Annotated in this window: 16 protein-coding genes and 2 tRNA genes; 11 read left to right on the forward strand and 7 right to left on the reverse strand. The window is 50.0% G+C overall.

Annotation, left to right across the window (positions count from 1 at the left end; translation table 11 throughout):
• Window positions 1-148: 148 nt before the first annotated feature.
• A complete protein-coding gene (locus EYZ66_RS05200; RefSeq protein WP_009574527.1) occupies window positions 149-811 on the forward strand; it encodes a nitroreductase in 663 nt (220 codons plus the stop codon).
• A gap of 4 nt (window positions 812-815) precedes the next feature.
• Here EYZ66_RS05200 and EYZ66_RS05205 read toward each other — a convergent pair whose 3' ends face one another.
• From EYZ66_RS05205 to EYZ66_RS05220, 4 genes are all read right to left on the reverse strand, one after another.
• Window positions 816-1745 carry a PAS domain-containing protein gene (locus tag EYZ66_RS05205; protein WP_009574528.1) on the reverse strand — a complete coding sequence of 310 codons (930 nt, stop codon included), beginning with the start codon at window positions 1743-1745 and terminating at the stop codon, window positions 816-818.
• Window positions 1746-1747: 2 nt separating this feature from the next.
• Window positions 1748-2863, reverse strand: coding sequence for a 3,4-dihydroxy-2-butanone-4-phosphate synthase (gene ribB, locus EYZ66_RS05210; RefSeq protein ID WP_009574529.1), 1116 nt, complete (start codon window positions 2861-2863; stop codon window positions 1748-1750).
• A gap of 12 nt (window positions 2864-2875) precedes the next feature.
• Window positions 2876-4060, reverse strand: coding sequence for an acetyl-CoA C-acyltransferase (locus tag EYZ66_RS05215; RefSeq protein WP_009574530.1), 1185 nt, complete (start codon window positions 4058-4060; stop codon window positions 2876-2878).
• Window positions 4061-4142: 82 nt separating this feature from the next.
• Complete coding sequence (locus EYZ66_RS05220; RefSeq protein ID WP_040815823.1) at window positions 4143-5135, reverse strand: GlxA family transcriptional regulator; 993 nt, start codon at window positions 5133-5135, stop codon at window positions 4143-4145.
• Window positions 5136-5229: 94 nt separating this feature from the next.
• Here EYZ66_RS05220 and EYZ66_RS05225 point away from each other — a divergent pair, with 94 nt between their 5' ends.
• The 3 genes from EYZ66_RS05225 (at window position 5230) to EYZ66_RS05235 (ending at window position 9060) form a co-directional block, all read left to right on the forward strand.
• The gene (locus EYZ66_RS05225) at window positions 5230-7077 is read left to right on the forward strand and encodes a beta-ketoacyl synthase (protein ID WP_009574532.1); all 1848 of its coding nucleotides are present in this window, start codon (window positions 5230-5232) and stop codon (window positions 7075-7077) included.
• 67 nt (window positions 7078-7144) lie between these two features.
• On the forward strand, window positions 7145-8074 hold the full coding sequence (locus EYZ66_RS05230; RefSeq protein ID WP_009574533.1) for a peptidyl-prolyl cis-trans isomerase: 930 nt from the start codon (window positions 7145-7147) through the stop codon (window positions 8072-8074).
• Window positions 8071-9060 carry a HupE/UreJ family protein gene (locus EYZ66_RS05235; protein WP_040815785.1) on the forward strand — a complete coding sequence of 330 codons (990 nt, stop codon included), beginning with the start codon at window positions 8071-8073 and terminating at the stop codon, window positions 9058-9060. Before EYZ66_RS05230 ends, EYZ66_RS05235 begins: the two co-directional genes overlap by 4 nt.
• On the opposite strand, the gene EYZ66_RS05240 is transcribed toward EYZ66_RS05235, so the two are convergent.
• Complete coding sequence (locus EYZ66_RS05240) at window positions 9057-9851, reverse strand: hypothetical protein (protein ID WP_009574535.1); 795 nt, start codon at window positions 9849-9851, stop codon at window positions 9057-9059. The genes EYZ66_RS05235 and EYZ66_RS05240 overlap by 4 nt on opposite strands.
• A 47-nt stretch (window positions 9852-9898) precedes the next feature.
• Between EYZ66_RS05240 and EYZ66_RS05245 the strand changes: the two genes are divergently transcribed.
• On the forward strand, window positions 9899-10699 hold the full coding sequence (locus tag EYZ66_RS05245; protein ID WP_009574536.1) for an alpha/beta fold hydrolase: 801 nt from the start codon (window positions 9899-9901) through the stop codon (window positions 10697-10699).
• 468 nt (window positions 10700-11167) lie between these two features.
• Here the strand turns inward: EYZ66_RS05245 and queD are convergent, their stop codons facing one another.
• Entirely contained in the window at window positions 11168-11536 is a 369-nt protein-coding gene (queD, locus tag EYZ66_RS05250) for a 6-carboxytetrahydropterin synthase QueD (RefSeq protein WP_009574537.1), read from the reverse strand.
• 219 nt (window positions 11537-11755) lie between these two features.
• On the opposite strand from queD, the gene EYZ66_RS05255 reads away from it, so the two are divergent.
• From EYZ66_RS05255 to EYZ66_RS05265, 3 genes are all read left to right on the forward strand, one after another.
• A tRNA-Val gene (locus tag EYZ66_RS05255) sits at window positions 11756-11831 on the forward strand.
• 57 nt (window positions 11832-11888) lie between these two features.
• Window positions 11889-11965 (forward strand) — tRNA-Asp (locus tag EYZ66_RS05260).
• 162 nt (window positions 11966-12127) lie between these two features.
• Window positions 12128-12364 (forward strand): type II toxin -antitoxin system TacA 1-like antitoxin, encoded by a 237-nt coding sequence (locus EYZ66_RS05265; protein ID WP_009574538.1) that lies wholly within the window; start codon window positions 12128-12130, stop codon window positions 12362-12364.
• 236 nt (window positions 12365-12600) lie between these two features.
• On the opposite strand, the gene EYZ66_RS05270 is transcribed toward EYZ66_RS05265, so the two are convergent.
• Entirely contained in the window at window positions 12601-13407 is an 807-nt protein-coding gene (locus EYZ66_RS05270; RefSeq protein WP_139042516.1) for a helix-turn-helix transcriptional regulator, read from the reverse strand.
• A gap of 361 nt (window positions 13408-13768) precedes the next feature.
• Between EYZ66_RS05270 and EYZ66_RS05275 the strand changes: the two genes are divergently transcribed.
• The 3 genes from EYZ66_RS05275 (at window position 13769) to EYZ66_RS05285 (ending at window position 17966) form a co-directional block, all read left to right on the forward strand.
• Window positions 13769-15922 (forward strand): TonB-dependent receptor, encoded by a 2154-nt coding sequence (locus EYZ66_RS05275; protein ID WP_009574540.1) that lies wholly within the window; start codon window positions 13769-13771, stop codon window positions 15920-15922.
• 265 nt (window positions 15923-16187) lie between these two features.
• Window positions 16188-17507: a spinster family MFS transporter gene (locus EYZ66_RS05280; RefSeq protein WP_009574541.1), complete on the forward strand. Its 1320-nt coding sequence runs from the start codon at window positions 16188-16190 to the stop codon at window positions 17505-17507.
• Window positions 17508-17537: 30 nt separating this feature from the next.
• Window positions 17538-17966 carry a hypothetical protein gene (locus EYZ66_RS05285; RefSeq protein WP_040815789.1) on the forward strand — a complete coding sequence of 143 codons (429 nt, stop codon included), beginning with the start codon at window positions 17538-17540 and terminating at the stop codon, window positions 17964-17966.
• The last annotated feature ends 84 nt before the right edge of the window (window positions 17967-18050 follow it).

The raw sequence follows: 18050 nt of genomic DNA on the forward strand, positions 1-18050 counted from the left end.
GGTGAGTCGAAGACCAATCGTTAATTAGCAAAGTGTAAAGCGATTGTCGCCAGAAAGCTAATTTCCGCTACCTTCAAGACATAAAACACGGGTGACAAGTTCGTAATAAGCGGGCAGACTGTCCGTCAAAAATGAGCAAGGATTTACCATGGAATTCACCGATGTAGTTGCCAATCGCCGATCGACACGTGCCTTCGAGACTCAGCCGGTCGCCGCAGAGATTATCGAGCGTGTCTTCAGTTTAGGCCTAAAAGCACCCAGTAACTGCAACACGCAACCCTGGTATGTGCATATTGCCTCGGGCGCGAAGATTGAGTTGTTGCGAAGTATGCTTCCTGAAAAGTTCATGGCCGGGCAGCTGCATCTGGATTATCCCTACGATGGCGTTTATGAGGGCGAGTTTAAGGTGCGGCAATACGCTGCTGCTCAAGCGCTTTATGATTCGTTGAATATTGCCCGAGAAGATAAGGTAAAACGGCATGAAGCCTTCATGCGTAACTTCACATTTTTTGATGCACCGCACGTTGCTTTTTTTTACTTGCCTGCAGAATTTGGGCTGCGCGAGGCCTGTGATTTGGGTATGTTTGCCCAGACCGTCATGTTGGGGTTGGTCAACGAGGGTTTAGGGAGCTGTCCGCAAACGGCTCTGGGTTTTCACGCGGGTACGATAAAAGAGACGCTTGGTATACCAGACGACCGCAAGCTGATGTTTGGCCTGTCGTTTGGTTATCCTAAGCAAGAGGAGCCCGTTAACCAATGCGTCACCGATCGAGCGCTATTCAGCGATCTTGTCACCCTACACGATCGCTAGGCGATTACGAGATCACCAAGAGGTACGCTGTGCTTTGGGTCGATTGCAGCGTGCTGAGATTCACGGCACAGTGAACGTGTAAAGCTCCCCCGTTTGCGGTTAACAGTCTCGTTTGGCAGCTGGTGCGGCCGGTGCGTTGCAAAGTCTCTGCGCATGTGCTTTCGCGCACTTGATCTTGGGCGGCAAACAGCTGGCTGAGCTTTTTTTGAAGCAGATCTTCCAGCACGTATCCAGTGGCACGTAAAAACGAATCGCTGGCAACGACTATGTTCTTGTCTTGATCGCACATCACGGTCATAGATGGCATTTTTCTGAATAATTCGTAGTGATCTTTTTCGAGCGTACTTAAGCGGGTTTGTCGCGTTTCCGCGCTCTTCGACAGCGCACGTATTTGCCGAATGAAATGCTCGCGGATAACTGATTCGTGCGCGACCGCAATTACCGCAACATAAACAAACGCACATACTGAGCTGATCCATTGGTTGGTCATCGAGAAATGTGACGTATCGACTATCGCTAGGGTATCTAAATTCGGCGCTAACCCCATCCAATGCAAACCATAGACTGACGCGATCGACAGCAGTGCGCTAACAGGTAACAATGGCAGGCCCTGCTTGGGGCCCAACAAGCTGAGTACTTGGGTGAGTATAATCAGCACTAGAATACTGAGCACCACGGCGTTCAATTGGCAGATTAGAGCCACGCCCAAGGTGTGAGCGAAGAGTACGCTCATCAGACTTACGCGTATTTTTGCTGAGACCTTAAGGAGTCCTATCAGGACAAAACCAAAACCCAAAGCGAGGAGGGTGTAGCTAAACCAATGCTGGGGGGAGTAAAAAATCTCTATGCCGCCCAAGACCGAGACAAATGCGGCGTTGAGCGGCCTATACTTCTCGCTGAGTTGCTCGAGTAAATCATGCTCGAACGCAGCCATACTTATTGATTGGCCTCGACGAATTCCACCACCTCAAGGTTGAATCCTGACAGCGCGTTGTAGTGAACCGGGGCGGACATCGCGCGCATTCGGGTCACCCCCAAGTGCTTCAAGATCTGCCCACCCGTACCAATTAGACGATAGTTTTGGCGTCCGCTCTCGTCGTAGGATGCCGCTGGTCGGGCGTCTGGGTACAAAATGATGTCTTCAATGACGCGCTCCGGAGAAGCCTGTTCGTCCAGTAACACCAAAACGCCTGAGCCTTCATCGGCAATTCTCTGCAAACACTTGCGATAGGACCAGCCTTTGGCATGATCGGGTAATTGTGTGCCGATGAGGTCGCGCAAGGTGTTAATGGCTTGAACACGCACCAGCGTTGGTTCCTGGGTGATAGATCCCTTACGCAAAGCGTAGTGCAGCACGTTATCAATGGTGTCTCTAAACACAAAGAGCGTAAAGGCGCCAAATTCAGTTTCGATGTCACGCTGAGCTGACAACTCTATCGAGTGTTCGTGCAGGGCGCGGTACTCTATTAAATCGGCGATGGTGCCCATCTTTAGGCCCCATTTCTCTGCGTATTCCTCGAGTTGAGGACGTCGTGCCATGGTGCCGTCCTCGTTCATAATTTCAACGATAACTGCCGCGGGTTCAAAGCCGGCCATTCTTGCTAGATCGACTCCAGCCTCGGTATGTCCGGCGCGTCGTAAAACACCGCCTGGTTTGGCAATGAGCGGAAAGATGTGTCCGGGTTGCACCAAGTCAGATGCCTTGACATCGCTTGAGCTTGCGACCTTGATCGTATGAGCTCGCTGTACAGCAGAGATTCCGGGGCCAAGTCTCTCCGCGGCATCAATTGAAACCGTGAAATTCGTTTCGTGCTGTGAACGATTGTTTTTCACCATCAGGGGAATGTTCAAGCGCGCGGCACGCTCGGCTGTCATGGGCATACAAATCAACCCACAGGCCTCAGACGCGAAAAAATTGATAATTTCGGGCGTCACCGCTTCCGCGGCGATGATTAAATCACCCTCATTCTCGCGATCTTCATCATCCATTAGGATGACCATCTTACCTTGGCGGATATCTTCGATGATTTCCGGTATGCTGCTTGTGGGCACGTCAGTCTCCGATTACGCAATCATTTCGATTGCAAATGCTGTTGCTTCACCACCACCAATACACAGTGCTGCGACTCCGCGTTGCTTGCCTTGATTTTTCAGTGCGTGCATGAGAGTCACGATAATGCGTGATCCGGTAGAGCCGATGGGGTGTCCTTGTGCGCATGCACCGCCATAGACGTTCACTTTGTCGTGGGGTAGTTCCATTTCACGCATCGCAAGCATAGTGACCATGGCGAAAGCCTCATTGATTTCAAACAAATCGACATCCTCTGGACGCCAATTGATCTTGGTAAACAATTTGCTGAGAGCGCCTATCGGCGCGAGGGTAAATTCCGATGGGTGTTGCGAGTGACGAGCGTGTCCAACGACTCGCGCCAATGGCTTCAAGCCAAGTTCTTGCGCCTTTGATTCGGTCATCAGCAGTAAGGCGGATGCGCCATCTGAAATCGAACTCGAGTTGGCGGCCGTGATTGTGCCATCTTTCGCAAACGCTGGGCGCAGGCTTGGAATTTTATCGACTTTGGCTTTGTGGGGCTGTTCGTCATCGCTGACAAGCACATCGCCTGCGCGACTGGATACGGTGACAGGCGCCATTTCGTCAACCAGTGAACCGTTGTCAATTGCGTTTTTTGCGCGCGTTAGTGACTCGATTGCGAAGGCATCCATTTCTTCTCGGGTGATGCCGTAGGCATCGGCCGTGGCTTGGGCAAAGGTCCCCATGGCTCGGCCTTCGTAGGCGTCTTCCAGGCCATCGAGGAACATGTGATCAAAAATTTGTTTGTGGCCCATGCGCAGGCCAGAGCGAGCGCCCGGCATGACATAGGGCGCGTTTGTCATGCTTTCCATGCCACCGGCCATGGCAATCGAATTAGTGCCGGAGGCGATAGAATCAACCGCAAAAATTGTCGCTTGCATGCCAGAGCCGCACAGTTTGTTCAAAGTCACGGCACCCGCTGAGTCGGGGATACCGGCACCACGTGCGGCTTGCCGAGCGGGACCTTGCTTTAGCCCCGCAGGTAAAACGCAGCCCATGAAAACTTCTTCAATAAGACTCGGGTCAATACCGCTGCGGTCTAATACTTTGCGTATCGCAGTGCTTGCAAGTTCTGGGGCTGTAACAGCCGATAAGGCGCCGCTCAAGCCGCCCATAGGCGTGCGTGCGCCGTCAACGATGACAATAGTTTCTCGAGTCATAATAGATGCCTGTCTAGATGTAATCACAAGAGCCCGCCATTTAGCCACAGACCGGCAAGTGACTCAATGTTATCACTGAATTTTACAGCGTATGCGTGAACAGCTTTCCTCGCGATGCCTGACGGTAGCGAGAGGGCGTAAGATGACACATGCCTTTAAACCAGCGGCTGAATTGAGCGGGGTCACTGAACCCCAAGCGCCAGGATAAATCACCGAGCGGGGCATTGGAATTTTTCAGCAAACTTTTCGCTTCTTCCAAGCGCCGCCGTTTGTGATATCCCGCTGGGGTTGTTCCGGTCGCGAGTTTAAATCGACGGTTTAAATTGCGAACGCTAATCCGCAGGTCGGCGGCCAGCTGGTTTACCGTGATATCTTGGTGTGATCGCGCATCGAGCCAGATTTGGGCTTCTAAAATTAATTCGTCGTGATGTGCTGTTCCGCTTTGATCTTGATACGCCGCAGCTTCGAATTTACGTCGAATTTCGGGGGAAAACTGTTGTTCCACCGCCTGAGCAACTCGAATGCCCAATTTTTGCTCTATGAGGTGCACCATAAGGTCGGCGATTGAGTTGACGCTGCCGACGCAGAACAAATTTTGGCTTTGAGTAATTAGGTGGCCGCGTTTTAGATGGACTTTGGGGTAGTTTGCTTGGAATAAATCTAAGTATGCCCAATGGGTTGTTGCCGGTCGCGCATTCAATAAACCCATATCAGCGAGCAAGAAACTGGCCGTGCCAACACTGCAAACTACGGACTGGTCGGTTAGGGCTCGCCGTATTAGCGGAGCAAGTCGCTGACTGTACTGTTTAAGCTTCAGAGGGTTGCGCCACTGGGCGGGTAGGATCCAAATGTCGGATTTCGGTGCTGTCTCGAGGCAGTAATCGGGGGTGATGGTGATGCCACCACTGAGGGTGATGGGTTGTATATCAAAGCCCACGGTGCAGGTTCGGACCTGCAGTTCTGATGATCGAGTCAAGCCCTGTTGTACTTGTCCTGCCGCCATCCATATTTCGAGCGGTAGTGTGAAACTTGACGCGAGGCTTTGCGGCGTGAGCAGGGCTGACACGGTTATCATGGCATTTTTTGATAAAATTTTGGCTAACTTCGCATAAATCATGACGATGAACAAGCCTTAGAATGCGCTATCTTTTGCGTTAAGGTGTTATTCCATGGCGAGACGAGCGCTACCCGTGATTGTGGGTTTTGGTGGTATTAGTGCGGCTGGGCGAAGCTCGGGCTTTCAATCTTATATGAGTATGGTTCGCTCTGAACTTAGCGCCGCCGATCGTGACAAAAACCTTCAAGCGATGGCGACTTTAATGGGGATGAGTACACCCGACGAAGGTGCCATTGACGCAGGTACGATGATACGCGGTATTACTCGAGAGTATTTTGACCCTGCCTCGGTATCATGGAATGCGCCGGTTCGCATTGATGCTCAAGCGGGTGCGTCGAGCTTCTGGATCCACGCAAAACGGCTGCCCAACCCTCTTCCCGCTCAGTGGCAGGTGGTGGCAGAAGTCGACGATAAAGTTCAAATAGCGCTGGTCGGGGAGCAAAGCTTGCTGGTACCAGCGACACGGGAATTCCCAGTCAAGACCGCTGGTATGTTGCCCGACGGTTTCGATCCATCAAGTTTGTACGCATCGAGAAGTCATCCCAAGGGCTTACAAATGTCACTCTTCGCTGCCTCCGATGCGCTGGCTTACTCGGGTTTAGATTGGCCTACTTTGCAGCGTTTAGTTGGAGCTGACCAAGTCAGTGTGTATGTCGGTAGCGCCATGGGTCAGCTTGACTATGATGGCGGTGGTGGCTTGTTGTCCGCCCGCGCGCGCGGTGCTCGTGTGACGTCAAAACATTGCCCCTTGTCATTGGCTGAGATGCCCGCTGACTTTATTAACGCGTATGTGCTGGGACATATGGGGCGGACAGGTGCAACCCTCGGCGCTTGTGCCTCATTTTTGTACAATTTGCGCACGGGTATCGAGGATATCCAGTCGGGGCGTGCTCAGATTGCTTTCGTCGGTGGTGCCGATGCACCGGTTGTTCCCGAAGTCATGGATGGTTACGCCGCGATGGGGGCCCTTGCGACCGCAGACGCTATGGCCGCAATCGATGGCATTGCTGTCGATCAGCTAGACTTGCGCTCCATCTGCCGGCCCTTTGGCGACAATTGTGGTTTTACTATCGGCGAATCAGCACAAGTCATTATGTTGATGTCGGACGAACTGGCCTTGCGTTCCGGTGCGCAAATTTTTGGCGCTGCGCCCTTAGTCGAGGTGTGTGCCGATGGATTCAAAAAGAGTATCTCGGGTCCGGGGGCGGGTAACTATCTGACTGTTGCAAAGATGTTGGCCAGTGCCAAAGGTTTGCTGGGAGACGAATCCGTGCGGTACCGCGGCCTGGTGCAAGCCCATGGCACGAGTACACCGCAGAATCGTGTTACTGAGGGGATGATACTGAGTCGCGTGGCCAAGGCTTTTGGTGTCCAGAGATGGCCCGTGGCAGCCATCAAAACCTACCTAGGACACTCTTTGGGCGCGGCATCGGCTGATCAGTTGGTGGCGACCCTGGGCGTTTGGCAACACGGTGTCATTCCGGGTATTAAACACACAAAAACGGTCGCAGATGACGTGGAAACCGCAGGCCTCGAGTTTGTGTTAAAACACAAATCCATCGACTCAAGTGCACTGGACTTTGCGGTGCTAAACTCAAAAGGGTTCGGCGGCAATAACGCTTCAGCCTTAGTGCTTAGCCCCGAGTACGCCAATAAGTTCATGCGTGCTCAGGTCACAAAAGACGCCTGGCTCGATTACCAAGCTCGTCGCGAGCAGGTGCAGGCGAAGGCACAGGCATACGATGACGCCATGTCTCAAGTCCTGCAGCCGACACGGTATTTGTTCGATAACGATGTGGTCGGCGACGCTCGAGTGCATGTGTCAGACAGCGCTGTCGCAATCGATGGTTTTGGCACCTTCCCGTTAACCCCGAGTCTGAACGACTACATCTGCGAGTAAGAGTTGCGCTGGTGTAAGTGAACTCGTAAGCTTCCCAGTCGAATAAATCGGGTGGGGAATCGTACGCGTGATACAAAAATTATTGCAGTCCAGGGCGTTAGGGTTTTTGGTCCTAGGGGCGATTTTTTATGCGGCAAGCCAAGTCGTGTTTCCCGAACCAAAACCCACCATCGGACCTTTAGCTGAGACTCGTGTTCAAGCGTTAGTCGATGAGTGGCAGGCCTTGATGGGGCGGAAAATGACTGACTCTGAGCTCAGAGGCTTGCTGGTGGCTGAGCTTGATCGGGACATACTGTTTGCGAAGGCGCTCGAGCTGGAATTACACGTGATCGACCCTGTGATAGCGCAGCGCCTATTGCGGAACGTCGAGTTTTTGGGGCTGTATGCGGAACAGAGTGACGCCGAAAAGATTCAGTCCGCCCTCGCCATGCGCATGCACTTAGGCGACGAGGTGGTCAAGCGCAGATTGATTCAGCTGGCAGAGGAATGGTTGCTTTTGCACAGTCCGCCAAAAAGCCTGAGTGACCAGGATATTCGCGATTATTACAGCAACAATCAGGCGCAATTTTGGGCGCCGGAACGCTATACATTTAGCCACGTCTTTTTTCCGCGCGAACGTGAAGCTGACATGCGTCAGCTCGCAGCGAAGTTGGGTACGGAAATCCAGGATTTTGATCAGGCCTTGAACTACGGCGCACCGTTTTTGCCAGGTTATCATTTTACCCGCCAAACCGCTGAGCAGTTGGCGCGTCAGTTTGGCGCAGGATTCGTCAGTAATTTTCTTGCGTTGCCCCCTCGGGTTGGTGAATGGCAATCGCCAATCGCATCAACCTTTGGTTGGCATTTGGTTTGGTTGCAAGAAGTAGAGACAGGGAGGACCTTGTCGTTAGACGAGGCGCAGAAAGATATCGTGGCAACGCTTCAGCGTGAACGTCGTGACATGGCACTCAGCGACGCCAAAGCTGTGTTGCGACAAGATTATGAGATCATACTATGAGAATGCTATTGGCAATTTTCGCTCTGGTTCTGGTGCCAAATGTGGCGCATGCGCATCGTTTCGCCCCCTCATCTTTGCAGATTTACGAGGGCGAAAGCGCACAATATGAAGTCTTGTGGAAGACCCCACTCCAAACGACGTCGAATATCCCTTTAAGACCTGCGTTGCCCGAAGGATGCGATATTAAGCAGGAAAGCGAGCCGCAAATAGAAGGCACCGGTGTGGTGAAACGTTGGTCGCTGGATTGTTCCTCGCTAGATCAAGGGCTTATCGGTGCATTCGTCGGTGTGGATGGTCTGGCGCAAAATCAGGCAAGTGCGATCTTGATTTACTCCTATCTAGACGGCAGAAGCTGGCAACAGGTGCTGAACACCGAGGTTGACACTGTCACTGTTCCATCAGCGCCCACAGCGGGTGGTGTGTTCGGTAGCTACACCGTTATGGGTGCGGAGCACATCTGGGCGGGACCTGACCACTTGCTTTTTGTGCTCGGCCTAGTGCTGCTTGTTGTTGGGTTTCGATCTTTGCTGGTCACCGTAACGTCCTTTACCGTAGGGCACAGCGTCACCTTGGCGATGGTGACGCTAGGTGTATTCGATTACCCCGTTGCCTTGGTCGAGTTTTTGATCGCGCTCAGTATATTTGTACTGGCGCTCGAGGTTAATGCAGCCAAGGCTGGTTGGTTCGCTCGTTTTCCTTGGGCTGTTGCGCTGGGTTTTGGTTTGCTACACGGCATGGGATTTGCCGGCGCGCTGGGTGAAGTCGGCCTGCCCCAAGGACAAGTCCCTGTGGCCTTGCTGTCCTTCAACATCGGAATCGAGCTTGGCCAAATTGCGTTTATTCTGCTTGTGCTGGCAACAGGCTTTTTGGTGCGCCGATACTTGACGGCATGGCGGACTCGCTTGGAGCCCATCGCGATATACACGATGGGAGGTGTTGCTGCGATGTGGTGCTACGAACGCGGCTTTTCGGTTCTGGGGTTTTAAGGCTGCGAGCCAGGCCAGTTTTGCATTGGCACCCAAGGATGTAGGGCAAGGTCTATGCCTTCGGTAATGTACTTATCGCTCTCCAAGAGATTGCGACGACGCTCAAAGCGCGTTCCTGAGCGAGCATCGATAGCATCAATTGCGTCGATGCCACCTCTGCCTAAGAAAATGCGTTCTAGGTTGCGATCGAACATTACGATTTGCAAACTGACAACCGACGCGAGTTGGTTCCAATCAAAGCCGGCGGGAATACTGGTGCCCGGTCCTTGCAAACTCGGCTTACGGCTCACGCCATCCCAGCGCGCCTCATGGTTCATACCGTTGTTGAACGCTGTTTGATGCTCGATTAAATCAGTGAATATAAAGGCATCCACGCTGGATTTGCTTACGAGCTGATCCTTGATCGAGTTCATAATCAGAACAAAGGTCTTCATATTGACCCGTCCGGTGGTTGGGTCAAACGGGTCGCCGAACGCCCGAATCGCGGTATTCCATTCTTGGGTGAACAAACGTTGCGGAAGGACTTTATACCCGGCTTCTTTTAAACGCTGTGAGAGTTTAGCGTCGATGCGGGCTTCGTGCCGCTCCAGGTAGGAGCGTGATGGGCCACTAATATTAACGTGCGTGATAATCACGTTCCTAACCTCGGCGGCATCTACGACGGCTTTATCATACTGGGCGTTGAAGGTGGTAGGGTTGTAGCTGGGCCCTGAGCTACAGGCGATAAGCCAGATCGTGAACACCCCTAGTGTAAGCGTTTTGAGGCAGCGTAACGTTGTCGTCAAATTCATAGTAGACTTCTTGGTTTGTAAAAACTGAGACTTTAGCAAAAAAAACTATGGCTGTTGAATCTTCTTCCCAAAATTGTCTGTCAGCTGATGTTCGTGGTTCGGGACCGCCTTTAGTCATACTGCACGGATTGTTCGCCAGCGGGTCAAATATGCGGGCAGTGGCAAAGGATCTGGCGCAATCGTACACCGTTTACAGCGTTGACCTGCCGTTGCACGGGAAGTCCAAGGGGGTCAATGCAGATTCTGTTGAAGCCATGGCCCGGTCTGTGAAGGCTTTTCTGCACGATCATTTAATTTCTGAGCCTGTCATCATCGGGCATTCCCTGGGCGGGAAGGTGGCTATGAGCGCCGTTTTATCGGGATTGCGAAGTAGGGCATTGGTCGTGCTAGATATTGCCCCGGTGGCTTATGCTCCCTCACATCAAGCCGTGTTTGGCGCTATAGAACAGGTAGCCGAGTCGGCATTACTGTCACGACAGGCGGTGCGTGATTGCATGGCCAAAGTACTGACGGACAAGATGACCATCGATTTTTTAACGACTCAGCTGCACAAGGGCGTCGATGGTCGCTTTGGGTGGAAGTTCGATTGGCAAGCCTTACGAAACAAGTACGGTGAATTATTGGCAGCGCCCGCAGCCGGCGACGTCAGCGAAACACCCAGTCTGTTTATCGCTGGAGAGCTCTCCAACTACATTGATAGAGAGGGACGAGCCGCAATTAAATCGCTATTCTCAAACAGTCGTGTTGTGACCTTGAAGGGAACCGGGCATTGGCCTCATGCCCAGAAGTTTGAAGAACTGATGGGAGTGCTACATTATTTTTTAAGACCTTTCGGGTTCGACCGCTAGGGGCTTAATGTGAATTGCAGCGTTAGCCGTAGACGAAAACGTAGGATGCAAAAGGATTAATTTTTCGCCCTGTGTCAAGGCTGTTCTGCGTTTAATTCCCATCTTTTTTTTCCACAGAATCTGTGGATAAGTTGGTGGGTAATTTGTTTAATCGGGCCTCCAGCTCAGTAATCTTAAGATCCTACTTAAATTGCTTATTTTTTAATCAATACCTAAAATTACATTAAAAACAATAACTTATATAAATTACCTAGAGTGTTTGGTTGGGTTTGTTCGCTAACATGACGTTTTTGTGACCCCGTCGAGAAATTGTGTATAAAAAACTTGACTTGCTACTTTTGGTAACCCTCGGTAACGCTAGGAAATCCTAGCGCGACGCGATCAGTGGGATTGCATAAAAGAGACGGTTACACGGTGGCAGCACGCAGTTTGCGCGAAGCTGACAGGTTAAACCACGCGGTTAAGCCGCTAGTCGGCTGCGTTCGGGCCCGTGTAAAGGCAGCCGGATGTACATGTCTCTTTAAGCTCGATTGAATACAGTTGAGGCAAGCTCGGAGAGAGTTTTTCCCACAGCCATTCACAGAGCCGCTCGCTGGTGGGGTTTTCTAACCCGGGAATGTCGTTTAGGTAGTAGTGGTCAAGTTGGTCAATGATGGGGTTTACAACTTTTTTGAGATCGCCAAAGTCCATGATCCAATTCATCGGGGGTGGGGCGTCTCCCGCTACCGTGATTCTCAGCTGAAAGGAATGACCATGCAGACGCGCGCACTTGTGACCTTTTGGCACGTTTGGAAGCCGGTGCGCTGCTTCAAAGTGGAAGTCTTTATAGATTTGCATAGGGTTTGATCTCGACTCGATTATCATTCGCTAAGTGTACCCATTAGCGATCGGAGATACGATATACACCAGACGGAAACTTGGATTCAGTCGTCGCGATACAGTGAAGTCGCCAGGGGATTTTTGGGCTGTTTGAGTCGGGTGTAAAAAACTTAAAAAAAACTGAGATTGTGCGTTGACACTAAAATGTAACTCTCTATAATGCGCCTTCTCGGCTAGGGGTGGTTAGCTCAGCTGGGAGAGCATCTGCCTTACAAGCAGAGGGTCGGCGGTTCGATCCCGTCACCACCCACCAATTTCCTTCGGAAATTGGATCCGAAGAGACAACCGTTGCGTCAAGCAGCGTCTACCTGGAGCGGTAGTTCAGTTGGTTAGAATACCGGCCTGTCACGCCGGGGGTCGCGGGTTCGAGTCCCGTCCGCTCCGCCATTTAAATCAATAAGTTACGTTAACTCTGGGCCATCTTTGGGCCATTTCCGGTTAATTTTGTTATTTACTCAGGGGTGTTCACCAACAAAACATCTGTAGTAAATTGACAAAATGTTGTTAATTTTCTATCGGGAATGAAATTTGTAGCGCCCAAGGTGAGCCATGCGTTTATCGATAGAAATCTCTCCAGAACAGCATCAGCGATTAAAGGCTTCTGCAGCATTGAGTGGGCAGTCGATTAAAGACTATGTGTTGTCCAAAACGCTACCTGACTCAGATGAGCAGGCGGCACTTGCGGAACTGGAGGGCTTCCTGAAACCCCGGTTGGTAGCGGCAAAACAGGGTGATTTTTCAGAGAAGCCTGTTGACGATATTTTTGATGAGGCTAAACCGAAATAACCGCCCCATCAATGAAAAATTATCGGCTCACCAAGGATGCGGAGAAAGACCTGAGAGAAGTAGCGCGCTATACCCTCAACGAGTGGGGGCCTGCAATGCTAGAAACTTATCGTGGTTGACTTAAGAAGACTTTCAAGGCGATTGGTAACTGGGCACATTAAAATCAGTACCTTGCTTGGGTTTTAATTTGTTTTCACAGGGCTGCTGATGCAGGTTATCGGTACGAATAATTCTAATTAGTCTGTTGAATGCCTATCTTGGTTAGGCGTGCAATTGTAGTACTGACGGTAGGCCCGGCCAAAACTGGACTGATTGTTGTAGCCCACCTCTAGCGCGACTTCGAGAACAGACAGTTTGCGTTCCCTCAACAGCTTCCTCGCTAGCTCCATTCTACGTTGCAAAAAATACTCTGATAGTTTCAACCCGTAACTTTCTTTAAAGATACCGGATAAAGTGCTCTGACATAGGCCAAGCTCTTCGGCTATTTCACCCAGAGAAAGTGATAGAAAATGGCTTTGCTCCAAGGCTTCCATGAGTCTTTTTAAGGTCCTGGACTTGTGCCTGGGTAGTGCTATATCCCCAGCAGTTTTAGTCGCAGAGGTGGAAGCTAATTCTGCGATGAGGCAGAGTAATTCGGTAAACTTCGCCTTCAAGTATTGCTCAGCACGGATACCCTCGTAGGGCATTTTGAAGATATCGTCCGCTGTTTGCTTAATGGTGGCTGTGAGGGGCAGTGTAAGAACGCCACTATCCGGGTTAATCAATACTGACCGGATATCTTCGGGTAAATTATCGACATCGACACCAAAAGTTTCCAGAAAAAAGCGTGGCGACAACCAAATTCCTATGCTTCGGTACTTGTCGCCCACTCTGTGAACGCGTTTTTTAATGCTGGAAGGGCCGTGGCTGGTCAGGTAAATTCGAGGCATGCCATCGTTGTGCAGGCAGTGATTCCCCAGGTGCACTTCGCTATTTCCCTGAAGAATAATTTCGATACTAAAGATGTTTTTCACGGCCATACAAGCTGAAAAGTCTTCCAGCACTTCGATATCCCGAAGCGCTACAGGACAGTCCGGAGCTAGAGACCATATCTGAGTCCTGCCCCTGAAGTAGTTGAGATATTCGCCGCTTGAGGCAGCTCCTGCATCTATTAGCCCTGTGTTCCCTGCACAGTTGGCCGAATATACCTGGAGAATTTCTCTGGCTGTTGCCGAAATTTCATGCACTGTGTCTATCTCAGAATTACGTATTTGTTGTCAGGCAAACAGTCGCATTACTAGCAGGCTCGCTCGCTAAATCTTTGATTTTTTGCACAAAAAAATCAATTTTTCGCACAGGATACTCGCTCTAAGAGTACTACAGTATACATGTTCTTTTTCAAAAGAAAATGGGGGGAATAAAGCTATGCGAAAAACATATTTGGCAGCACACATCACCGCACTGATTGCCGTGTCCTCAGGACTTTCGGTCAATACGCTCGGTAACGAGCTAGTGCTGGAAGAAGTGATCGTGACCGCGCAAAAACGTGACCAAAGCTCACAAGATGTGCCTATCGCTATTACAGCGGTTAGTGCAGACGATATGGAAAGAATTGGCGCTACTGAAATAAAAGATATCCAGTTTTCAACACCGAGCTTGTCCGTTGTTGGTGGTAACCCGGTTCTGCAATCCTATGGTATCCGTGGTGTCGCCGATCGAGGCCGTAATCCAGGTTATGATCAGCGTGTGGGTGTTTACGTCGACGGTGTGTGGGTAGGTAAAAGTGCGGCGTCTAATCAGTCGGCACTTGATGTGGCCTCAATCGAAGTTCTTAATGGTCCTCAGGGCACGCTGTTTGGCAAAAACACAGTGGCGGGAGCAATCAATATTAACACTAAGAGACCTGGTGACCAGTTTGCGGCCTCAGTATCGGTTGATGTCGGTAACTATGATTTCACGCATTTCAAGGCCTCAGTTAACGTTCCATTTTCTGACACCGTAACAGGCAAAGTATCGGTCAGTAAGCTCGATCGCGATGGCTATATTGACAACATCAACCCTACTGCATCAGTAGACGAGTACAGCGATAGAGACGAGGTAGCGGTTCGGGCACAATTGTTATGGAATCTTGGTGATTCCACCGAAGTGTATTTCACAGCAGATCACTTTGAATCTGAATTTAATGATAATGGTTACGAGCTTGGATCTGCAGTTGATGCATTCACTCCAGATGCTTACGAAGTGAACCTCGATGCCCCTAGTGCATTCAATGTTGATGGTGTTGGTGGTCTAAGTGTAGGGGTTACTCACATGTTTGATAATGGTTTTGAGTTAACCTCCATTACTGCAAAACGCTATGAAAAGTGGAGTTACGAGCAAAACGATGCAGATCTTTTACCGTTTGACATAGCTCAATCGGATACATCGGCAGATGGTGACCACTTCACTCAGGAAATTCGTTTGGCGTCGCCAGAAGATGAGAACTTTAACTACGTGGTAGGTCTTTACTACCTCAATCAAGATATTGACGGTGATGGCAGCGCATACATTAACGTCGGGCCTTTTCATTTAACCGCAGGCAATACAGCTAAAGTGGAAAACCAATCTTGGGCGGCCTTTGTTCACTCTAACTATCAATTGACTGAGGCCCTTCAGTTGACAGCAGGTGTTCGCTATACCGAAGAAACAAAAGACATCGATTACATGATGGAGGATAGCTCGGGTCAATTTATTGCACCTGCGCCGGGTGTATACACCCGGGAAACATTTTCAGGTGACAGAGAAGCCAGTGACTGGTCTCCTAAAGTCAGTTTGAACTGGTTTGTAAACGACGACATCATGGTTTACGGTAGTTACGCTAAGGCGTTTAAGAGCGGCGGCTACAATGCTGACTTTGTTGGAGATTTAAGAGGGTTAGAATTCGACGATGAAGAAGTAGATGCTTACGAGCTAGGCATTAAGACGACCTTGTTGGAGGGCCGTTTGCGTATGAACGCGGCGGTTTTTCATAGCGAACACACTGATTACCAGGTTTCTGCTCAACTAGCGGTTGCTCCCGGCAGATCGATTATCACCGTTACCAATGCGGGTGCATTAACCAGTGAAGGTTTTGAAGTGGATGTTGAGTTCCTGGCTACGGATTGGCTGCGCATCTGGGGCAGTTACGGTTATGCCGATGCCACATTCGATGAATACGATAATTGTAATTCATCTGGTCTAGATTGTGGTGGAAATCAAGCGCCTGATGCTCCAAAAGTCAATTTCAACTTTGGTGCTGAAGTAACCACGCCAATGAGCGACGGTGAAATATTCGCTAACGCTCAGTATTTCTATCGTGATGAAATGTACTCAAATCCTGCGAACACTGACGTATCGTTAGGCGAGGATTATAATGAACTCAGTGGACGCATTGGTTGGCGTTCGAATTCGGGTGAGTGGACGGTTTATGCCTGGGGTAAAAACCTGACACGCGAAGAAGCAGAGATTTACAATGTACTGTCGTTTCTTCAGAGTCCTGCTTCACAATACAATGTGCCGCGCACCTATGGCGTATCTGTTAAATGGAACTATGGTAATTAATAACCCGGTCTGCCACCTACAGGCAGTGTCATAGTTGCCTGAGGGAAGACTTTTATTAGCCCTTTATTGAGAAGCAAAGGGCTATTTTTTTAACCACTTTTTAACGCAGCCTAACTAGACGCATGCCGCCTATCAAGATGGCGATTATCAATTTGCTTGCTGTCTCGTTACAACCAAATTTTGGTTACTGCTTATTTGAAATCTTGGGATTTTATGCGCTGATCGTGGTAACAAGGATTAGGTACCAGCATGACCAGGGAAGTAAATGAATAAACTGTCAGCCTTCGATGATAAAGCACTCGCCTATCGCTACTGGGCGCTTGCACTGCTGACGGCGGTGTATGCCCTGAACGTTCTTGATAGGTATCTTCTCGGTATCGTATTGCCTCAAATTAAGGCGGAGATGGCACTTTCAGATACCTCTCTGGGCTTACTCAGCGGTACAGCATTTGCGATTTTTTACGCTACATTGGGGCTGCCTATAGCGCGTTTGGCAGATCGATTCAGTCGAAAAAAAATTATTGCCTATTCAGTGCTCACTTTTAGTGTAATGACTGCACTTTGCGGTACTACAAAGAATTTTTTTACCTTATTTATTGCCCGAATGGGAGTGGGCGTTGGTGAGGCCGGTACCAGCCCGTCATCCTATTCGGTGATTTCTGACCTTTTTGAAAAAGACCAGCGCTCAACTGCGATGACCATTCTCTTTATTGGTGGCAACATGGGAATACTGGCTGGCTTTATTGCTGGAGGCTATGTCGCGGCACATTATGGCTGGAGAGAAGCCTTTTTAGTGGCCGGTGTCCCGGGGCTCATACTGACGCCACTGCTGTTAATGACATTGCGTGAGCCTAGGCGAGGGCTTGCCGATAAATTGACACATTCCTCCGAGGCGACAAGATCATCACTGACGGAAACCATCCGGTTCGTCTTGAGCCAAGCTTCCTACAGGCACCTTATTATGGGGCAGGGACTTCTACTGGTGGTTATGAACGGCGTAGTCGGTTGGTTGCCTTCATTTCTTGAGCGTACTCACGGTATGGCCGCGGATTCTGTTGGTCTCCAAATGGGACTTGCTATGGGTCTGGCTGGTCCCATCGGGATGTTGGTTGTGGCTCGCCTGGCTGACCGGTATACCCGTCGTGATTTACGCTGGGGTAGCTGGGTCGTTGCGATTGCTGCTCTGGTTTTATTTCCTGGCTATATACTGGTGCTCGTAGCTCCGACGGGAAGCTTGGCGATTGCGGCCTTTTTTATTCCTGCGCTGATGGGGGGGTTTTTTGCGGGTCCTACTGCAGCATTGAGTCAGGGCCTCACGCCCCCACATATGCGCACCACATCCGGTGCTATTTTTTTAATGATCACGAATCTTATCGGTCTTGGCCTAGGACCTTTGGCTTTTGGTTTTTTGAGCGACGCTTTATTCGAAGCGTTTGGTAGTGAAAGTTTGCGTTACGCATTGGGATTGGCGCCACTGTTGGCGCTTTGGGCTGCTTATCATTATTTTTGTGGGGGACGCACGCTGGAATCAGGTGTGCAGCGGGCCGAAGGGTACCTGGGTAATGAGTCGCAACAAAACTCATGAATATTTCATTGCGTAAATGGGGTGTTGAGAGTGAACCAGTTTAAATTGGTAATAAAATTGCAGTTGCTGTGGTTAGTTGTGGCTATTCTTTTTCATGTAGTGAGTTTGATTAGAGTTTCGATGGGTATGACATCATTGTCTTCTAGTCCGCCAATGGTGAGCATCGTTCAGTTACCTATTATTGTTTTACCCATTCTGTATCTTGGTTGGAAATCATACTTAGTGAGCTACGCTTTCATTAATGGTTTAGTGTTTGGCCTATTGTTCTATATGGGCCATATCCCAAGAATAATGATGTATTTTTCTCCAGAGGGAATATCGGCTTATCCGTCAGCTATTGGTTTCTATGGCGGTATGTTGATTAACACCTTTGGTATTCCAGTGGCTTTCTATGGGAGTTACTTGGCGCTGAGATTGGCATGGAAGCGAAAATATAATCATCCAGTTGATTGGAAATAGATAAAGACGCCAGTAAATAACCTGATCGGGTATTGAATATATGATAAAGCTCTCAACACTTCTATTTTTACAATTATCTTATGC

This window comes from Aequoribacter fuscus (genome assembly GCF_009910365.1).
GTDB classification, from domain to species: domain Bacteria; phylum Pseudomonadota; class Gammaproteobacteria; order Pseudomonadales; family Halieaceae; genus Aequoribacter; species Aequoribacter fuscus.